Source organism: uncultured Tissierella sp., from assembly GCF_902479755.1.
Classification (GTDB): domain Bacteria; phylum Bacillota; class Clostridia; order Tissierellales; family Tissierellaceae; genus Tissierella; species Tissierella carlieri.
This window is the reverse complement of record NZ_CABSQO010000004.1, coordinates 43508-62517: the sequence shown is the minus strand read 5'-3', so window position 1 is coordinate 62517 and position 19010 is coordinate 43508. Positions and strand designations below refer to the sequence as shown.

17 protein-coding genes are annotated in these 19010 nt (G+C 31.9%); 1 reads left to right on the top strand and 16 read right to left on the bottom strand.

Annotated features, from left to right (window positions below; translation table 11 throughout):
- Positions 1-88 precede the first annotated feature (88 nt).
- The 13 genes from grdB to RDK80_RS03440 form a co-directional block, all read right to left on the bottom strand.
- Positions 89-1387 carry a glycine reductase complex selenoprotein B gene (gene grdB / locus RDK80_RS03500; protein WP_246565644.1) on the bottom strand — a complete coding sequence of 433 codons (1299 nt, stop codon included), beginning with the start codon at positions 1385-1387 and terminating at the stop codon, positions 89-91.
- 24 nt (positions 1388-1411) lie between these two features.
- Complete coding sequence (locus tag RDK80_RS03495; protein WP_308523482.1) at positions 1412-2698, bottom strand: glycine/sarcosine/betaine reductase component B subunit; 1287 nt, start codon at positions 2696-2698, stop codon at positions 1412-1414.
- Positions 2699-2728: 30 nt separating this feature from the next.
- Entirely contained in the window at positions 2729-3112 is a 384-nt protein-coding gene (locus RDK80_RS03490) for a GrdX family protein (protein ID WP_308523481.1), read from the bottom strand.
- A 55-nt stretch (positions 3113-3167) separates the two neighbouring features.
- Positions 3168-3641 carry a glycine/sarcosine/betaine reductase complex selenoprotein A gene (gene grdA, locus RDK80_RS03485; RefSeq protein WP_094900466.1) on the bottom strand — a complete coding sequence of 158 codons (474 nt, stop codon included), beginning with the start codon at positions 3639-3641 and terminating at the stop codon, positions 3168-3170.
- A gap of 191 nt (positions 3642-3832) precedes the next feature.
- Positions 3833-4474 (bottom strand): GntR family transcriptional regulator, encoded by a 642-nt coding sequence (locus RDK80_RS03480; protein WP_094900949.1) that lies wholly within the window; start codon positions 4472-4474, stop codon positions 3833-3835.
- A 153-nt stretch (positions 4475-4627) separates the two neighbouring features.
- Positions 4628-5638 (bottom strand): aldo/keto reductase, encoded by a 1011-nt coding sequence (locus tag RDK80_RS03475; protein WP_308523480.1) that lies wholly within the window; start codon positions 5636-5638, stop codon positions 4628-4630.
- Positions 5639-5650: 12 nt separating this feature from the next.
- Positions 5651-7408 (bottom strand): pyruvate kinase, encoded by a 1758-nt coding sequence (gene pyk / locus RDK80_RS03470; protein ID WP_308523479.1) that lies wholly within the window; start codon positions 7406-7408, stop codon positions 5651-5653.
- A gap of 47 nt (positions 7409-7455) precedes the next feature.
- On the bottom strand, positions 7456-8415 hold the full coding sequence (gene pfkA / locus RDK80_RS03465) for a 6-phosphofructokinase (protein WP_094900944.1): 960 nt from the start codon (positions 8413-8415) through the stop codon (positions 7456-7458).
- A gap of 22 nt (positions 8416-8437) precedes the next feature.
- Entirely contained in the window at positions 8438-8632 is a 195-nt protein-coding gene (locus tag RDK80_RS03460; protein ID WP_094900942.1) for a hypothetical protein, read from the bottom strand.
- Positions 8633-8710: 78 nt separating this feature from the next.
- Positions 8711-12184 (bottom strand): DNA polymerase III subunit alpha, encoded by a 3474-nt coding sequence (locus RDK80_RS03455; RefSeq protein ID WP_308523478.1) that lies wholly within the window; start codon positions 12182-12184, stop codon positions 8711-8713.
- Positions 12185-12391: 207 nt separating this feature from the next.
- Positions 12392-12778 carry a GrdX family protein gene (locus RDK80_RS03450; protein ID WP_216557077.1) on the bottom strand — a complete coding sequence of 129 codons (387 nt, stop codon included), beginning with the start codon at positions 12776-12778 and terminating at the stop codon, positions 12392-12394.
- A complete protein-coding gene (gene whiA / locus RDK80_RS03445) occupies positions 12771-13730 on the bottom strand; it encodes a DNA-binding protein WhiA (protein WP_094900938.1) in 960 nt (319 codons plus the stop codon). The genes RDK80_RS03450 and whiA overlap by 8 nt, the downstream gene beginning before the upstream one ends.
- A 22-nt stretch (positions 13731-13752) precedes the next feature.
- Entirely contained in the window at positions 13753-14154 is a 402-nt protein-coding gene (locus tag RDK80_RS03440; RefSeq protein ID WP_216557079.1) for an NUDIX hydrolase, read from the bottom strand.
- A gap of 157 nt (positions 14155-14311) precedes the next feature.
- Here RDK80_RS03440 and RDK80_RS03435 point away from each other — a divergent pair, with 157 nt between their 5' ends.
- Complete coding sequence (locus RDK80_RS03435) at positions 14312-15337, top strand: M42 family metallopeptidase (protein WP_308523477.1); 1026 nt, start codon at positions 14312-14314, stop codon at positions 15335-15337.
- 86 nt (positions 15338-15423) lie between these two features.
- Here the strand turns inward: RDK80_RS03435 and RDK80_RS03430 are convergent, their stop codons facing one another.
- The 3 genes from RDK80_RS03430 to RDK80_RS03420 form a co-directional block, all read right to left on the bottom strand.
- The gene (locus RDK80_RS03430; RefSeq protein WP_308523476.1) at positions 15424-17034 is read right to left on the bottom strand and encodes a hypothetical protein; all 1611 of its coding nucleotides are present in this window, start codon (positions 17032-17034) and stop codon (positions 15424-15426) included.
- A gap of 129 nt (positions 17035-17163) precedes the next feature.
- A complete protein-coding gene (locus RDK80_RS03425) occupies positions 17164-17331 on the bottom strand; it encodes a hypothetical protein (protein WP_256310615.1) in 168 nt (55 codons plus the stop codon).
- A gap of 29 nt (positions 17332-17360) precedes the next feature.
- A complete protein-coding gene (locus tag RDK80_RS03420) occupies positions 17361-18977 on the bottom strand; it encodes a hypothetical protein (RefSeq protein WP_308523475.1) in 1617 nt (538 codons plus the stop codon).
- Positions 18978-19010: the final 33 nt, after the last annotated feature.

Genomic DNA, 19010 nt, shown 5'->3' with positions numbered 1-19010 from the left:
ATCATTGTTAATAGTAACTTACTTGGTTTATCTTAGGAAAAAGGGGCTAAATACAGCCCCTTTATTAATTTAATAATGGAAATTCTCATCAAAACTGAGTTACTTCAGTTATTTCTGTACTTAGTGCTTTTAGAGCCCTTTCAACCATTTTCTTTCTTAATTTGTATTCTTCTTCCTTTGGAAGATTTGGATTTCCAACTGGATAAGGAATTGCAATGGTTGGAACAATTCTGTTAGCTCCGACCGATTCAGAGATTGTAGTTATAGTAGACATATGAACTATTGGTATACCATATCTTTCGATTTCTTTTACCATTGTTGCACCGCAACGTGTACAGGTGCCTCAGGTTGATGTTAGTATAACTCCATCTACTCCTGCTTCTTTTAACTCTTTTCCTATTTCAGTACCAAATTTTATAGCATTTCCAACAGATGTTCCTGTACCTGTAGTAGTATAGAAATACTGAAACACATTACCTATAATGCCTTCTTTTTGATATTCTTTTAGCATATCAAGTGGTGCTACTCTATCTGGAATCTCATTAGCATATACAGGATCAAATCCACCATGAATTGTACAATATTCTCCAGTTAATGCATCTCTTCCACTTACATCATATTTGCCCCATTTTTGAGCACTAGCTGATTGAATTCTATCTGGATTACCGTGTGGAACCATACCGCCACTAGTTACTAGAGCAATTGTTGCCTTACTTAAATCTTTAATAGCTGATGCTGGTTCTACCTTATCAAATACTGGCATTGGTAATTCTGTTTCAAAAGGTTCACTATTTAAACGAGCTAGCAGCATCTCTACTGCTCTTTGAGAACCTCTTTTATCTGAGAAAACAGTAAGTCTCTTACCTTGGGAGATATATCCTTCTTCCTCTGGAAGACCTATTTCTTCATTTTTCATTAATTTAGTTGTTAATTTAGCCATTACAGGTAGTGCACTACGCATACCAGCAGCTGAATCTGTTACATTTACTACTAAAGCCTTAGATCTACACACATCTAGACCTGGATTTTCTATATACATACCTGTAACTACAGGAATTCCTAACTCATCTATTACAGCATTAGCAACTCCAGCACAAGCCATTCCATATCTCCCTGCATTAAAGGCCGGTCCTGCCACAACCATATCTGGATTTTGTTCTTTTATTACTTTCATTATATATTCTAATGCTTCTTCTTTATTTTCATTAAAGTAGTTATCACCACAAATTAATGTTCCAATCACTTCTCCTTCTTCTCCAAGAAGACTATTAAATCCTAATGCTGGTCCAATATTTTCGTTCTTAAAAATCGGCGCCATTCCGGCCTTTTCTTCTCCACCTATTTGACCAAAGAATTGATTAACATAATATAATACCTTGAATTTCATATTTCCTCCTCCTTTCCAAGCTAATTAATATAATTTAACCGTGCAGTTGTGATATCCAATTTCTGAAGTTGCTCCTATTACTGCATTTAACTCACATTTCAAGCTTCCATCAGCCTCCAAACATCCTTCCCATCCTCCGGCTAAAGTTGCTATTGCCTTGTCACTTCCGATTACCTTATCTGCTGGTGGCAATGTAACTACATGGCTAACATTTCCTGTAGATACTACTGCTACTGCTTCTTTTGCTGTATCTGCTAATGGTTGACTCATTCCATCCCAGCCTGAGCATTCATCAGTTATTAGTACTGTCTTTATACCTACATCTTCTAATCTCTTACAAATCATTAATAAGTCAGAGTCTGGATTACCATAGCCTTCTTCAGATATAATAACTCCATCTGCTCCTAAGCTCTTACATAATTTTGCTGTGTAATCACAGGTTCTAAATTTACCTTCAAGTGTAGTCAATTCTGGTGTAAGTATTACACCTAGGAAGTTTATAGTTTTTCCATGCTGTGCATATAAATCAAGGATTGCTGAATTATTTTGATGTTGATAAGTAGTTATCTTATCACATGCTGCAACACAGTTACCACTAATTACTGCTCCATCTAATTCCTCGTTTGGATGTAGAAGGGTTGGTAATATCAATTGACTATTCACACCATAGATATATCCATCATGTAATAATCCTTGAGAGATAAGCATTTCTACATAAGCTACCTTTGGTAGGTCTGAATATTTTTTGGCTTCTTCAGCATGGCTTCCCATTTCATATACTAATACCTCATCTGGTTCTACATTTCTTCCAGCTTCTCCTACAAACTCAGCAGCTTTTAATCCTGCCAATCTAACAGTTGTTTCATGAACATGTGGAGCTAATCCTTCCACAGGTATAATATCAACTACTAGGTTGAAAGTCTGTGAAAATGAAGTCCACTTTGCTCCTTCACCCCACATATCAATTACCCCCTCTTGGAACCCTACAATATCACCAACTGTTACTATAGCTGCACCATAAAGTACATTTACTTTTCCATCACCTAATTGAGCCATTTTTGTAGATACTCCTGGGAAACCATTTCCATCTCCCTCGATTTTCACTCTAGGCTCAATAACGTCTTTTACTGGAATAATTCTTACCTTTTCTCCAGGTCTCGCCACATCAAGCTTAACATCTTTAATTCTGTCATCTTCTTTAAGCTTATTGATCAATTCCTCTTTGTTTACTGTTAGAACTCCATTTTTTACAGTTGTTTCATTTCCTAACTGGATGTCTTTAATATGGATTCTTCTAAGTTCAAGTTTCAAGGAAAGTCACCTCCATTTTATTTGTAATTTTTAATTATAAATCCTTTTAAATTCTTCTAATGATGACTTTAAAAGTTCACTGTCAATTAAAGCATAATCTTCACCATTTACCATATCTGGTTTCCTGATGTTCATATGTTTTTTATAGTTTTCTATGCTGTTTTCAATGGTTTCTATATAAATATCATTTATTTTTTGTGACTTCTCACCAATTATGATTGAACGATATGGAGAGAAAAACATTCTACTACTTGCTCCTAGAGGATGATTAATAAGTTCGAAACCTGTATGAACTAAATCTCTGACTTTAAATAACACATCTTCAAAGCTACCTTCAATAAATATTACTTCTTCATAATTGTTTTTTACAGTCGGATTATTAGTCACAATTTGATAATTTATCTTATTTGTCATAAGTTTCCCTCCTCTCATATCATCATAGAAATCTTATTATTTTCTAGATCCATTGTTAAAATTTTGTAAATTCATCTCTCATAGCTTTAACTTCTTCAATAATTGAATCAACATCTAGAACCATTTCCATCATACCAATTTGCTCATCATATACATCAGCATCTACTGATTCTTTGAATTCTGGTTCTACTGCATGATATACTTTAAGTCCCAACGGAACTCCTGCTAATGGACCTGCGAAAGTTGGGTCTCCTGCTGTAACTGTCTCAGCTGCTAATCCTGCTGATTCAGCTTCTGCACCACCGATTAATACGATCATATTTTCTGCACCGTATTTTTCAGTTAAATCTTTAACCCTTTTTTGATTCTCTAAGTCCATTGCACCTGCAGCCGTTCAGACAAAACATTCTGTTGCTGAAAATACTACTTCTGCAGGAGTGGTCTTTATACATTCTTCCATAGCTGGTCCTGGTATACCATCTCTGTCTCCAATAATGATAACTTTTGAGTTTTCATTAAAAATTGACATTTTTTCCACTTCCTTTCTTTGTTAGTTCAGTTTGTTAAATGTTTTTCATTTGTTTCTTAAATACATTCTATATGTTTTTGTCTTGTATTTCAAGTGTATTTTAATAAAATTATTAAAAAAGTTTCAAAAACATTAAAAGCCCTAATTTCAGATGACTCAAATCATCTAAAATTAGGGCTTTTAAAAATTTTCTATAACATTTCTTTTTTTATCTTAAGAACAAATTCATCTATATGTTCTCTCGCATATTTTTCTGCTTTGTCGGAATCCTTCTCCTTTATTCCCTCCAATACCTTTCCTAAAGTATGACTAAAAAGATCAATACTATCAAAATACTGCTCACAATAATGCCATAATCTTTCTGTATGATAATGCAAGGATGTCAATATGTCCTGTAACCATGGATTGCCACAGGATGAGAATATAATATTATGAAATCGCTCATCATCATTAATAGCATTTTGATAATCTTTGCTTATATCATAATTCTTAAGCCTAGATATTATTTCTTCCAACTCAATAAGTTTGTCATCACTTATTCTTTCAACAGCAAGTCTAGCCGCAAATGGATCTAACTCTCTTGTAACTTCAAAGATATATTTCATCTGCTTAAAATCAATAGGAGTAACTTGGGCACCGAATCTAGGAACAATATTTAGAAGTTTATCTCCATGTAATAGCTGAAATACCCTTCTAATAGGTGTTCTACTAATATTAAATTCCTCCGCTACATCTACCTCATTTAAAACTTGACCTGGTTCATACTCAAGATGTATAATTCTATTTTTTAATATTTCATATATATTATCTGTGTCTAATTTACTATCACTCATAGTCATACTCCTTACTTAAAGTTATTATTAAGTATTATTATATTTGTTATAGACAAAATAAGCAAATAAAAAAAATTAATAACTAAAAAGAGGGCTATTTGCCCTCTTTTTAGTTATTAATTAAGTCATACTATAGCAATAAGCATACTGTTCCTATCCTAACTTCTTCACTACATTTTTAAGCATCTTTCTTATTGGAAGATTATAAGGACATCTACCTTCACAAAGCCCACACTCTACACAATGTACTGCTCTTCTTTCCATTGCATCATATCTTGACTTCGCCCATTCTTTCAAATTATATCTAGTATAATAGCCTTCCATTAAAAATTGTACTGGTATATCTATATTTTGAGGGCAAGGCAAACAATATCCACATCTCCTACAAAACTGAGAACCTAATGAATTTGCTTCTTCAAATAATTTTTTCTCTTCTTCATCTGTTAATTTCCTTTTATCAATACCTACTAGTGCATTGGAACTTACTTGTTCTAATGTATCCATTCCAGGAATAGCAACAGATATATTAGGATTGTCCACTATAAATCTAAGGGACAATTCTCCATTGGTAATGGCACCTCCTGCCAATGGTTTCATAACTATTACTCCAATATTCATTTCCTTAGCTTTTTTAAATACTTCCTCCGCCTGACGTTCAACAGGATTATATGGACATTGTATAGTTGCAAATTCTCCTGTTTCTATAGCCTTATCTAAAATTTCTGGACTATGAGATGTTATACCTATCTCTTTTATTATACCTTTTTCCTTTGCTTCTTTTAGAGCCTTAAGGGCTCCATTTTCACTCAAAATAAAATCTAATTCTTCAAGACTCCTAACATTATGAAACTGATATAAATCTATATAATTAGTTCTAAGATCTTTTAAACTAATACTTAATTCTTGAAGCATTCCATCATAATCTCTTTTCATGGACTTTGTAGCTAGGACAAATTTATCTCTACCCACTTTTTCTAATGCTTCACCTATTAAACCTTCAGATTCATTATATCCCCTTGCGGTATCTATAAAATTTATACCTCTATTGCATGATTCTTCAATAAGTTTAACTGCCATTTCATTGTCTACTCTTTGTATTGGAATTCCTCCAAATCCAATTACAGATACTTCAAGATTAGTTCTTCCTAGTATTCTTCTTTCCACTACGGTACCTCCTTATAGAACCCTTGCTTCACCTTTATATATAAGACCTGTTGTACTGTCTACTGTAATTATTTCCCCGTCTTCTAATATAGTTGTGGCATCATGTGCACCTACTATAGTTGGTTTATTAAGATTCAATCCTACAATAGCAGCATGAGATGTAAGTCCTCCTTGTTCTGTTATAATAGCTGAAGCCTTTTCCATAAATTTTACCATTTCTCTATCAGTATCTTTACTAACTATAACATCCCCATCTCTAAATTTTTTCATCAGCTCTTCCCCATTATTTGCAATACAAACTCTACCTAATGTGGAATCTTTACCAATTCCCATTCCCTTCAATAGTACCTTACCTATGGTGTGTACCTTTATAAGATTAGTAGATCCAGAAGTACCTACAGGAATTCCTGCTGTTATAACAACTAAATCTCCTTCTTTTATATATCCTTTATCTACTGCTGATTGAATAGATAATTCTATTACATCATCTGTGGAATTGCTATAAGGTGATAGCACTGGGTAAACACCCCATACTAAAGATAATCTCCTCATAACAGATTCTGTGGTTGTTGCAGCTATTATAGGTGATTTTGGTCTAAATTTAGATATAGCTTTAGATGTATAACCTGATGACGTTGCTGTAATTATGGCAGATGCGCCTAAATCCATAGCTGTAGTACAGGTAGCCTTTCCTATAGCATTAGTTGTAGACACTTCCGTTATAGCAACCTTGGATTTTAATATCTCACCATAATCTAATGACTCCTCAGTTCTTATGGCAATATTATACATGGTCTTTACTGATTCAATAGGGTATTTGCCAGCTGCTGTTTCTCCAGATAACATAATAGCACTACTTCCATCAAGAATAGCATTTGCAACATCTGTTACTTCAGCTCTTGTAGGTCTTGGATTTCTCATCATGGAATCTAACATTTGAGTAGCCGTAATTACAGGTTTTCCTACTAGATTCGATTTCTTAATCAGTTCTTTTTGTACAAGAGGCATCTCTTCTGTTTGTATCTCTACACCCAAATCACCCCTAGCCACCATTATTCCATCAGATGCAGCAAGTATTTCATCAATATTATCTACACCTTCTTGGTTCTCTATCTTTGAAATTATTTCTATAAAATCCGCATTATTCTCTTCTAATATCTTTCTTATTTCTATAACATCAGATGCCTTTCTAACAAAGGAAGCAGCAATGAAATCAATTCCATTTTCAATACCAAATAATATATCATCTATATCCTTTTTAGTAATTGCCGGTAAATTGATTTTCACATTAGGTACATTTACACCTTTATGATTCTTTAATGTACCATTATTTAATGCTATACATTTTATATCCGTACCATCTATTATCTCTAATACTTTCAGTTCCACTAATCCATCATCTATTAAAATTCTGCTTTCTTTCTCGATATCATTAGGCAGTCCTACATAAGAAACAGACACAATACTTTTATCTCCTACTATATCTCTAGTAGTTAAAGTAAATATGTCTCCTTCTTCTATTTCTATAGTCCCTTCCTTAAAATCTCCTAGTCTTATTTCTGGTCCCTTTGTATCTAGCATGATCCCTATAGGCATATTCAGTTCTTCTCTAACTTTTTTTATGTTATCTATTCTTCTTTTATGTTCTTCGTGGCTCCCATGGGAAAAGTTAAGTCTACATACATTTAACCCATTTACAAATAACTCTTTAAGAACATTTTCAGACTCTGATGCTGGCCCTATAGTGCATACTATCTTTGTTTTTTTCATCTATTCTTCCTCCCTTAACCTAGTCTTTTATGTTTTAGTTTTAAATATTATATGGATAATATCTTTGCAGTATTATACATTTCAGTGTCAAATTCTTTCTTTATTTCCAAGGCCTCATTAATATCTATATCTATTATCTGATTACATTTGATACCCAACGCTCTCCCTGTTTTTCCTTCCTTTAGCAAATCTATTGCCTTAATCCCCATTTTACTAGCTACAATCCTATCATAGGAGGTAGGACTTCCACCTCTTTGAATATATCCTAGAATTGTAACTCGAGTATCTATTCCTGTTTTCTCTTCAATGGACTTAGATACATCATAGGCATTACCTACTCCTTCTGCTAGGACAATTATATGATGTAATTTCCCTCTATTTTTACCTTGAATTGCCTTTTTGCATACTTCATCTATATTAAACTCTACCTCTGGTACTATTATACTTTCAGCCCCACCTGCAAGACCTGCATATAATGCAATATCACCACAGTGTCTGCCCATTACTTCAATAACATTAGCCCTTCCATGGGATGTAGAGGTATCTCTAATTTTAGATATGGCATCTACTACAGTTTCTACAGCTGTAAAAAAGCCAATGGTGAAATCTGAAAATCCACAATCATTATCAATCGTACACGGTATACCAATAGTTGGTATACCTGCATTTGATAGTTCTTTAGCACCTTTAAGAGTTCCATCTCCACCTAATACTACCAGTCCATCTATACCAAATACTTTCAACACATTTAATGCCTTTTTAAAGCCTTCCTTAGTCTTAAATTCATCAGACCTAGCAGATCTAAGCATAGTTCCACCCCTATGTATTATATCTGCAACAGATGAGAGATTCATGTCATCTATATCACCATTTATCAAACCACTATATCCTTGTCTTATTCCCATCACTCTGAAATCATTAAATATTCCTGCTCTAACTACAGCTCTTATAGCAGCATTCATACCTGGGGCATCTCCGCCACTAGTTAATACTCCTATAGTCTTCATAAAATTCCCCCTTATTTAAAAACTAAATTATTCCCAATTCTATCATGGCTTCTTGAATATCTTCTGCCTCAAACTCTGGAGCTAATATTTCATAAAGTTCTTCCTCTCCTTCTTGAGCAAAGTATTTTATTTTCACAAGAAAACCTTCTGCCTTAAGTTTTCGTTCTACTTCATGTGCATTATTTAATCCTGTAGCCATATAAACAGCCGTCCACATATAAAAGCACTCCTTTATAAAATTCACAATTCACAGTTTATACCCAGTGGGCACTTACGCAGTTCACAATTAAAAAACTTAAGAAATTTTTACTGATTCTTCACCGAGTAATTTTTTCAGCTCGATTATTACGTTCTGTTCTCCTATATCAATCCATAGTGTTCTGTCTGCTACAACAGTTTTCTTCTCTTTTTCTAAATATAAATATACTGGTGTATCTCCACTATATTTTTTTAGAGTATCCTTAATTCTATTAAAAGTGTCAGTTGAGCTATTTGAAGATATCTTTAAGTATATCTTCCCCTTTTTATACATATTTAGCTCAGAAATTCTCTCAACTATTATTTTAGGTTCTTCTACTTCAGAAGTGCTAACTTTACCCTCTATAACAACTAATCCGTCTTCTTTTAAAAGTTTATTATATCTTTCAAAAGTAGTTGGAAATACTATACACTCAATGGTTCCATATAGATCTTCTAGTGTAATAAATGCCATCATATTATTGTTTTTAGTTATCATATTCTTCTTTTCAATAATTATACCACCAATGACGACCCTTTCTCCATCCCTTAGTCCATCTAAATCTCCACCCATTTCTTCTTCACTGTTTCTTAAATCAAAAGTAGTCATAGTAGAAACCCTTTCAATTTCAGATTTATAAGGTTCTAAAGGATGTCCTGATATATATATGCCTACCATTTCCTTTTCCATTGTAAGCAACATATTCTGTGGAAATTCTTTTAAATCAGGCAGATGATCTTTTGAAATATTTTCATCTATTGTATCAAATATTGAAAATTGTCCCTCTATATTTCTCTTTCTATCAGCGTGAATTCCATCTATTGTTTTTTCAAATATAGATAGTAATTGTGCTCTATTTGCTCCTAAACTGTCCATTGCCCCGCATTTAATTAGGGATTCAACTGCCCTTTTATTCATTACAGATGAATCTACCTTTTCTATCCTTTCAATAAAATCTGTAAATCCTTTAAATCTTCCTGATTCTCTAGCTTTGACGACCGCCTTTATAAAGTTCTCACCTACATTTTTTACTGCTGAAAGCCCAAATCTAATTTTACCTTCTGAAACAGTAAATTTACTATAGGATTCATTTACATCAGGAGATAGGATTTCTATTCCAAGCCTTTTACATTCTTGTATATAAAGGGACACGGAATTTGTACTACCCATAACCGAAGATATAAGTGCTGCCATAAATTCTACAGGGTAATAGTATTTAAGCCAAGCAGTTCTGTAAGCTACTATTGCATATGCAGCAGAATGGCTTTTATTAAAAGCATAGTTAGCAAAATCTATCATTAAATCATAAATCTTTGATGCGGTTTTTTCATCTACTCCGTTTCTTATGGCTCCAGATAAGGCAACATCTCCGTTTTCATCGACTTGACCATAGATGAAATTTCTTCTTTCTTCTTCCATTACATCCATTTTCTTTTTGCCCATAGCACGCCTTACTAAATCGGCTCTACCCATGGAATATCCACCAATATCCCTAACTATTTGCATTACCTGTTCTTGATATACTATACAACCATAGGTAACATCTAGAATATGCTCTAGTTTTGGATGAAGATATTCTATTTTTGATGAATCATGCTTACATGCAACAAATGTAGGTATCTGATTCATCGGTCCAGGTCTAAAAAGAGAGTTGGCAGCTATAAGGTTTTCAAACATATTAGGTTTTAACTCTTTTAAAAAGGCTCTCATGCCCGGAGACTCAAACTGAAATATGCCTAATGTCTCAGCCTTAGCAAACATTTCAAGTACCAACGAATCTTCATAATTTATTTCATTAAAATCAATTTTTACTTTATGATTTGCTTCTATTAGATTAACTGCATCTCTTATTACAGTTAAAGTTCTTAGCCCTAAAAAATCCATCTTTAATAGTCCTAATTCTTCTAATTCAATCATATTGAACTGTGTAGTTATTGCTTCTCCATTTCTCAATAAAGGTACATAATTTGTCACAGGTTCCTTGGATATAACTACTCCCGCTGCATGAGTAGATGTATGTCTAGGCAATCCTTCTACGGCTTTTGCTAGATCTATAAGGTTTTCGACTTCTTCATCATCATAATAAGTATCTCTTAAAACCTTATTTACTTCCAAGGCTTTAGATATGGTCATTCCTATTTCCATAGGTATCTGCTTTGCTATATAATCCACTTGTCCATAGGGCATGTTTATAGCTCTACCTACATCTCTTATGGCACCACGAGCTGCCATAGTACCAAAGGTAACTATTTGTGCCACATGATCTATTCCGTACTTATCAACTACATATTGGATAACTTCTTCACGTCTTTCATAGCAGAAGTCTATATCTATATCTGGCATAGATATTCTCTCAGGATTTAAAAATCTTTCAAATATTAGTCCATACTGTAAGGGATCTATATCTATAATGCCTAAAGCATATGATACAATACTACCGGCAGCAGAACCCCTACCTGGACCTACCATAATGCCATTATCTTTAGCAAATTTAATAAAATCCCATACTATAAGAAAATAATCAGTATATCCCATTTGAATAATAGTATTAAACTCATAATCAAATCGTTCTTCTATTTCCTCAGTTATTTCCTTATATCTTTCCTTCAATCCCTCTACAGTAAGATGCCTTAGATACTCCTCATTAGTGAATCCATCTGGCACCTTATATTCTGGTAAATGCAATGTATCAAAGTCTAGTTCTACATTACATCTATGGCTAATCTTTACAGTATTTTCTAAAGCCTCTAAATGATTACTGAAAATATTTTTCATTTCTTCTGGAGATTTAAGATAAAATTCATTTGTAGGGAATTTCATTCTATCTTCTTCATCTACTGTTCTAGCCGTTTGAATACATAGTAACACATCATGAACTACTGCGTCTTCCTTTTTTAGATAATGGACATCATTGGTAGCTACTAAAGGTATATCTGTTTCTTGAGATATCCTTATTAATTCTCTATTAACCATTCTTTGCTCTTCAAGTCCATAATCTTGAAGTTCTATGAAAAAATTATTTTCTCCAAATATATCCTTATATGTTAAAGCAATTTCCTTTGCTTTTTCTACATTATTATTGAGTATATGCTGTGATATTTCCCCACCTAAGCATGCAGATAGTGCTATGATTCCTTTACTATATTTCCTAAGAATACTATGATCTACCCTTGGTTTATAATAAAAACCATTCACATATCCCTCAGACACTATTTTCATCAAGTTTTGATATCCTTCATTAGTTTCTGCAAGAAGTACTAAATGATATTGATTTTTATCCTTTGGTTCTTTATCTGTATATTTATCCATCGCTATATAGACTTCAGAGCCTAAGATTGGTTTAATACCTTTCTTCTTAGCCTCTTTATAAAATTGAATAACACCGAACATAGAGCCGTGGTCAGTTATAGCAATGGACTCCATACCTAGTTCCTTTACTCTAGCCATTAAATTTTTTATTTTAATAGATCCATCTAACAGACTATATTCTGTATGGACGTGTAAGTGAACAAACTTATTTTCATAACTCATAAAATATCCCTCTCTATTGTCTATCTCATAGATATATTCTATCATAAAACAAAAGATTTCCCTATATATAAGGAAATCTTTTTTTATGACCTAACACAGCGAACGATAGTGAGTTGATGTAGGTCAAACGCAACGAGCACCAAATCTATAGGAGCATAGCGAGTAAATAGATTTGATGTTGCGAGACTGCGTAAAATGACCTATGAACTATCTATGTCCTAGCTTATCAATTACATTTTCTATTAAGGATAAATCTATGACTCTAAAATCATCTAATACTCTTTCAGTCCACTCTGGAGTAGGTTTATTTGACTGAAATTTCTTTGCTGTCTCTATACTTTCTTCAACTATTAATATGCCTTGTTGGTCTAGACTTCCTTTTTCCTTGGAAATCATAATAGTTTTATAAGGTGTTTCATTCGGTTTTATACTGCCTGATAATGGATGAGTAAGTAATTGATGCCCCTCATGGATTTTATCTCTTAAAAATTCTAGGATTTGTATGTAATTACAATCCTCTTTATAAAGCATCTCCATTTTATCCTTATATTTTTCATATACATATGGGTTATTTGTTACTATTATACTAGACATTTCTTCTATCTCCTCTCAATCTATCTGCAAGTTCTTCTATTTTTTTAAATCTATGATTTACTCCTGACTTTCCAACTGACGGATTAAGCATCATACCAAGTTCCTTTAAGCTTGCGTCGCTATATTCCAATCTAAGCTCTGCTACCTCTCTCAAATTATCAGGTAATCTTTCTAAACCAATGGTATTTTCAATATATTTAATATTTTCCACCTGTCTCATAGAAGCATCTATAGTTTTACTTAAATTTGCAGTTTCACAGTTTACTATTCTATTAATATTATTTCTTACATTTTTTAAAACTCGGATATCTTCAAGTTTTAAGAGTGCCTGATGCGCTCCTATAATATTTAATAGATCTACTATTTGCTCACCTTCTTTGATATATACTACATAATTTTCCTTCCTAGTTACTATTTTTGAATTTAATCCAAAGGAATTGATTACATTAGATAAGTCTACAGCATGTTCTTCGTTGCTCGTTACAAATTCTAAATGATAGGTTTTTTCTGGATTGCTAATAGAACCTCCGCCTAGAAAAGCTCCTCTAATATAAGCGCGCTTACAGCATCTATTTTTTATTAGTTCCTCTGGAATCATGAAATTGGGATTAAAAAAACTTGATTCTCCTCTAATAAATCCTACATCCTCTAATATCTTTTTTGATATATCCTTATTATTAATCACTATTAAGTAATTATTATTTTTTTTAAGTTGTTTATTTCTTCTGACCATAACTTCTACATCAGTATCGTAGATAGTTTTTAATAATGAAAATATCCTTCTAGCAATAGCTGCATTTTCAGTAGTGAATTTTAAGTTTATCTTCTTCATTCCTGATATTTGTATAGTTCCATTCATCCTAACAAGAGCTGCAAGTTCTGCTATAGAGCAACAACTATCAGCTAAAGGTATTCTTGACAATTCATTTTTAGTCGTTGCCGAAAATGACATCAAATCACCCCATTATCTCTATTTACAACATCTTTAATCCTTTGATAATCATATCTTTTTCATCCTGATATCTTACTAAATCTCTAGCCTTATCTATATGAACAAATAAAGCATCAATAAACCCTTCTTTTTTTTGAGGAGTACAATCCATACTGTTGGTTTTCATTAGATACCAATGAACGGTTTTATAAACCATTTCATCTTCCTTTAGATTTTTATATTTATAATGGACCATGCCTATATATCTAACTACCTCAGCCTTTACGCCAGATTCTTCTAATACTTCTCTTAAGGCAGCATCCTTTATACTCTCATTTTTTTCTACTCTACCTTTAGGTAATACCCAATCTCCATTAAATTTCTTTAATAGCAATATGGTATTGCCAAATATCACAACACCTCCAGAACTTACTTCTTCAATCATTGAAACCAACTCCCAATATATTAATTAGATTATTCCCTAAAAACATACTAATTTAATTATACTATATTATTCCTAGATTTGCTAAATGATTTTGACTTATAATTATAATGTCAATATAATATATACATAGATATATTAAAAAAGGGGGCATTATAATATGAAATATATAGTTAAAAATTTAGAAGAATTACTAAAAATTCCAAGTCCTACTGGAAACACAGAAAAAGCTGTATCATTTGTAGAAGAAAAATTCAAAGAACTGGGAATAGTAACAAAACGAACTACAAAAGGTGCTTTAATTGCCACTATACAAGGAAAGAACAAGGATAAAGAAGTAACATTATCTGGTCATGTGGATACTTTAGGCGGTATGGTAAAGGAAATAAAAGGAAATGGAAGACTTAAGATTACTCAATTAGGTGGCTATGTATGGAACACCATAGAGGGTGAACATGTAACTGTTGAAACCTTAGATGGAAAAACTTATACTGGCACTATAATGACCACTAAGGCTTCATCTCATGTCCATGGTGAAGGAACTAAAACCATAGAAAGAAATTCTGATAATATGGAAATAAGAATAGATGAAAAGGTTTTTTCTAAGGAGGATACTCTAAAGCTTGGCATAAATGTAGGAGATTTTGTATACTTTGACCCAAGAGTAGCCGTCACTGAATCAGGTTTTATAAAATCAAGACATCTAGATGATAAGGCTGGAGTTATATCTATACTTGGTATAGCTAAGCATTTAGTGGATAATAATATCACACCTAATTATACAACTAATTTCTTTATATCTACTTATGAGGAAGTTGGTCATGGTGCATCTGCTTCTATACCAGAAAAAACCTTTGAATTTATAGCAATAGACATGGCAGCTCCTGGAGAAGGTCAGACATCAGATGAATTCTCAGTTACAATTTGTGCTAAGGATAGCACTGGCCCATATGACCTTGAGCTTAGAAAGAGACTTATTGATTTAGCTAAAGAAGAAGAGATAAACTATAAAATAGATATCTATCCATTCTATGGGTCTGATGGTTCAGCAGCTCTTAGAGCAGGATATGATTTTAAAGTTGGTTTAATCGGCCCTGGAGTTGATGCTTCTCATAGTTTTGAAAGAACTCATATTGAAGCAATTGAAAATACAATAAAACTTGGAATAGCTTATTTAGCTAAATAAGCATAAGTAAAAAACAAACCCTAAATTAATTGGGGTTTGTTTTTTTGCTATGGTATAAGATTTATATAACTTTAATAATTTTCATATCAAAGTATCAATTCGATAGCTTTAATATTCTCTTTAAGATACTCTATCCAATCAACCTTAAGTTCTTCATAGCTTTTACCAAAATACTCTTCATAAGTCAATGTACTAAAATCTTCAACCATTAGATATAAAAGATTTTCTAATCCATATTCCTCGATTAAATAAGCTGTAAAACTAAAGTTAGCGTGATAATTAATATAATTTCCTCTGCCCATAGGCCATGAAGGGTTACTTGACTCTCCTAAAATAGAAACTGTATCTTTTATTGAAGGTTCAAAATAAACTTCTGAATGTTTTAAACCAGTAGAGAAGTATATATGGCATACCTTGATTCGTTCACTTTTATTTTTCATAATTTTCATGGGATTACTTATATCTATATTGTTAGCATGAAATATAGTATTAACATTATTTATTAGATTTTCATATTCAGTAAATTTTCCAGATATTGACTTATTTCTAATGATGTTATCATGCATACTTTCTAATCTAAGTTTAAAGCTGCCTGAATATGCAACATCCAAATAATTTACTATACCCTCATCTAACCATAGAGGTTTATCTATCTTTATATTATTCTTTAAAAAAGAATCTACTATTAATATATGTCCGTATTCATGTGCCTGGATATTTAGATCTGTAAGTTGTATTCTCCCGTTCCCTACTTCTGTACCATTTATCTCTAAATTATTATTAAAATAATAATGTATCTTAGGAACATTCTCTATTGCGTCACTATAGTCGTTATAAAAATTAGGTGCATCTTTCTGTAATCCCCCTCTTATGCTTTTTACATTTACATCCATCATCAGTATAAAATCTTCTATCTTTTTAGCAGTATCATATTGTTTATCTATAGTCTGTATATCTATGGTAAATCCATTAATATCTTCCTTTGTATTTAAAGTTAAAAATGTATTTGGCTTTAGTTTATTTACTTCCATCCTGTTCATTAGGCCCTCTATACTTCTTTGATAAGATAAATCTATATTTTTGTCCTTACCCCATTCTTCAATATCTGATATGTATACTTGATTTCTCAATAATTCCTCTTTCTTCCCCTTTTTTATTAGATACTCAACTAAATCAATTGATGCAGCTTGCACATTTTCTACTTCATCCTTAGATGCAAATGGTTCAAAAAATCTTGCTCCAAATAATGAGAACTCATGAGTTTCATAGTACTTGGAGAATTCTATTTCCTTTGTATCCACTTCAAATATCTTTACATAAAGTCCTTCTGAAATCCAATTATCGTATATATCATAGGATTTTTTTATAAGTTCTTTTTTAAATTCCTTTGTATCTATAAAGCTACTATTGCATTTAATACTATCTTCTATCTTAGGCATAATATATTTCTCGTCTATATCTATTCCCATATTATTTATTGGTGAAAACCCGTTGATTTTTTGTAAGTCTTCTAATATGGTATTATATATATTTTCCTTTTCCTTCACTGCATTATATATCTTTATGCTAATGTTATCATTTTCATAGGTTGTAAAATATTCTCCTTTAGTTTCTATTAAGCTTACTTCTTCAACACATCCATTAGTGAATAATATAAAAACAAATATTAACAGAATCAATGATGCCTTTTTTCTCATATTATATAACCCCTTAAAATTTAATATTATGACTATATAAAATGAACAAAAGGTTATAACTTAACCTTTTGTTCATTTTACAATTACAGCCTTTAATCTACATTATTTCGATTTTCTAGAATTTCTTTTCTAATCACAAAATTTAGTTGCACCTGATGCATATACTCCTGGCATAAACTTACATGCACAACTATCTGTCAACATAGGAGGTTCTCCCATTGGTTGATACTCGTTATTTTTCCCTTCTTCCCCTATTTCTCCATCTTTATTCCATAGTACATCATTCAAAGATTTCATCCTTGCACCCCCTTTCTGAAATTTTTATATCAAAGTATCAATTCGATAGCTTTAATATTCTCTTTCAGATACTTTATCCAATGAACCTTAAGTTCTTCATAGCTTTTACCAAAGTATTCTTCATAGGTCAGTGTAGTGAAATCTTCAACCATTAGATATAAAAGTTTTTCTAATCCATATTCCTGTATTAAATAATTTGTAAAGCTTTGATTGGCTCGATAATTAATATGATTTCCCGCCCCCATAGGCCATGCATTTTGAGAACTTATATCAAATCCAACTACATCTATTAGTATATCTTTTGGCATGATAAATTTTCCAAACTTTACCCCCATCGTGCTTATTATTGTAGTTGCATTTATTCTTCCATCCTTATCTTTCATTACTTTATTTAGATTATTTACTTCTATATTGTTTTCCTTAAGCACTTTAAACATAATTTCAATAAATTCTTTTGCTTCTTCATCTAATTTATTATCATTCTCTTTAGCATATAAAATTGTTTTAAGCATATCTTCTGTTATAAATTCAGCTGAATCTGTATATGCAACATCTAAGTAATTTGCTAGGCCTTCATTTAGCCACAAAAGTGGTCTTATCGAATTGTTATTCTTCTTAGATTTGAAATAATTTCCTATTAATATGTGATTATGTTCATGTATTTGTGCTAATAAACTTTTAAGAACTATATCTTTTTCAGTTTCTGCCGAATTAATCAATGCATCTATATCAAAATAATAGTGTATCTTAGGCATATTTTCTATTACATGGCTATAATCTCTATAAAAATTAGGTGCATCTCTTTTTATTCCTTCTCTAATTCGTACTATATCTGTATCAAATTTTAATATGGCATCTTCAATTTTCTTTGCAGCATCATATTGCTCATCCATAGTATTTATATCTATGGTAAATCCATTGATTTCTTCCCTTGTATTTAAAGTTAAATATATATTTGGTTTTAGTTTATTTACTTCCATTCTATTCATTAGACTATCTATACTTTGTTGGTAGGATACGTCTATATTCTTTTCCTCTGCCCATTCCTCTATATCTGATATATATATTTGATTCTTTAATAATTCTTCTTTCTTACCATTTTTTATCAGATACTCTACTAAATCTATTGATGCAGCTTGCACATTTTCTGCTTCCTCTTTAGATATAAATGGTTCAAAGAATCTCACTCCAAATAATGAAAATTCATGGTTTTTATAATAGTTAGAGAACTCTATGCCCTTTTTGTTTACATCGAATATCTTTCCGTAAAGTCCTTCTGATATCCAATTATCATAGATACCATAGGATCTTTTTATAAGCTCCTTTTTAAATTCTTTTGTCTCTACGAAACTACTATTACATTTAATACTATCTTCTACTTTGGGTATAACGTGCTTTTCGTCTATATCTATTTCTATATTATGTATTGGAGAAAATCTATTAATCTTTTGTAAACTTTCTAAAATAGTATTATAGATATTTTCATTGTCTTTTACTGTATTAGATATTTTTATACTAATGTTGTCATTTGAATAGATGGTAACATAATCCTTTGTTGTTTCTATCAAGCTTACTTCTTGACTGCATCCATTAGTGAATAATGCGAAAACAAGCATTAACGATACTAATGATATTTTTTTATTCATCTTATTTTCTCCTTAACATAGGTTTTCAAATAA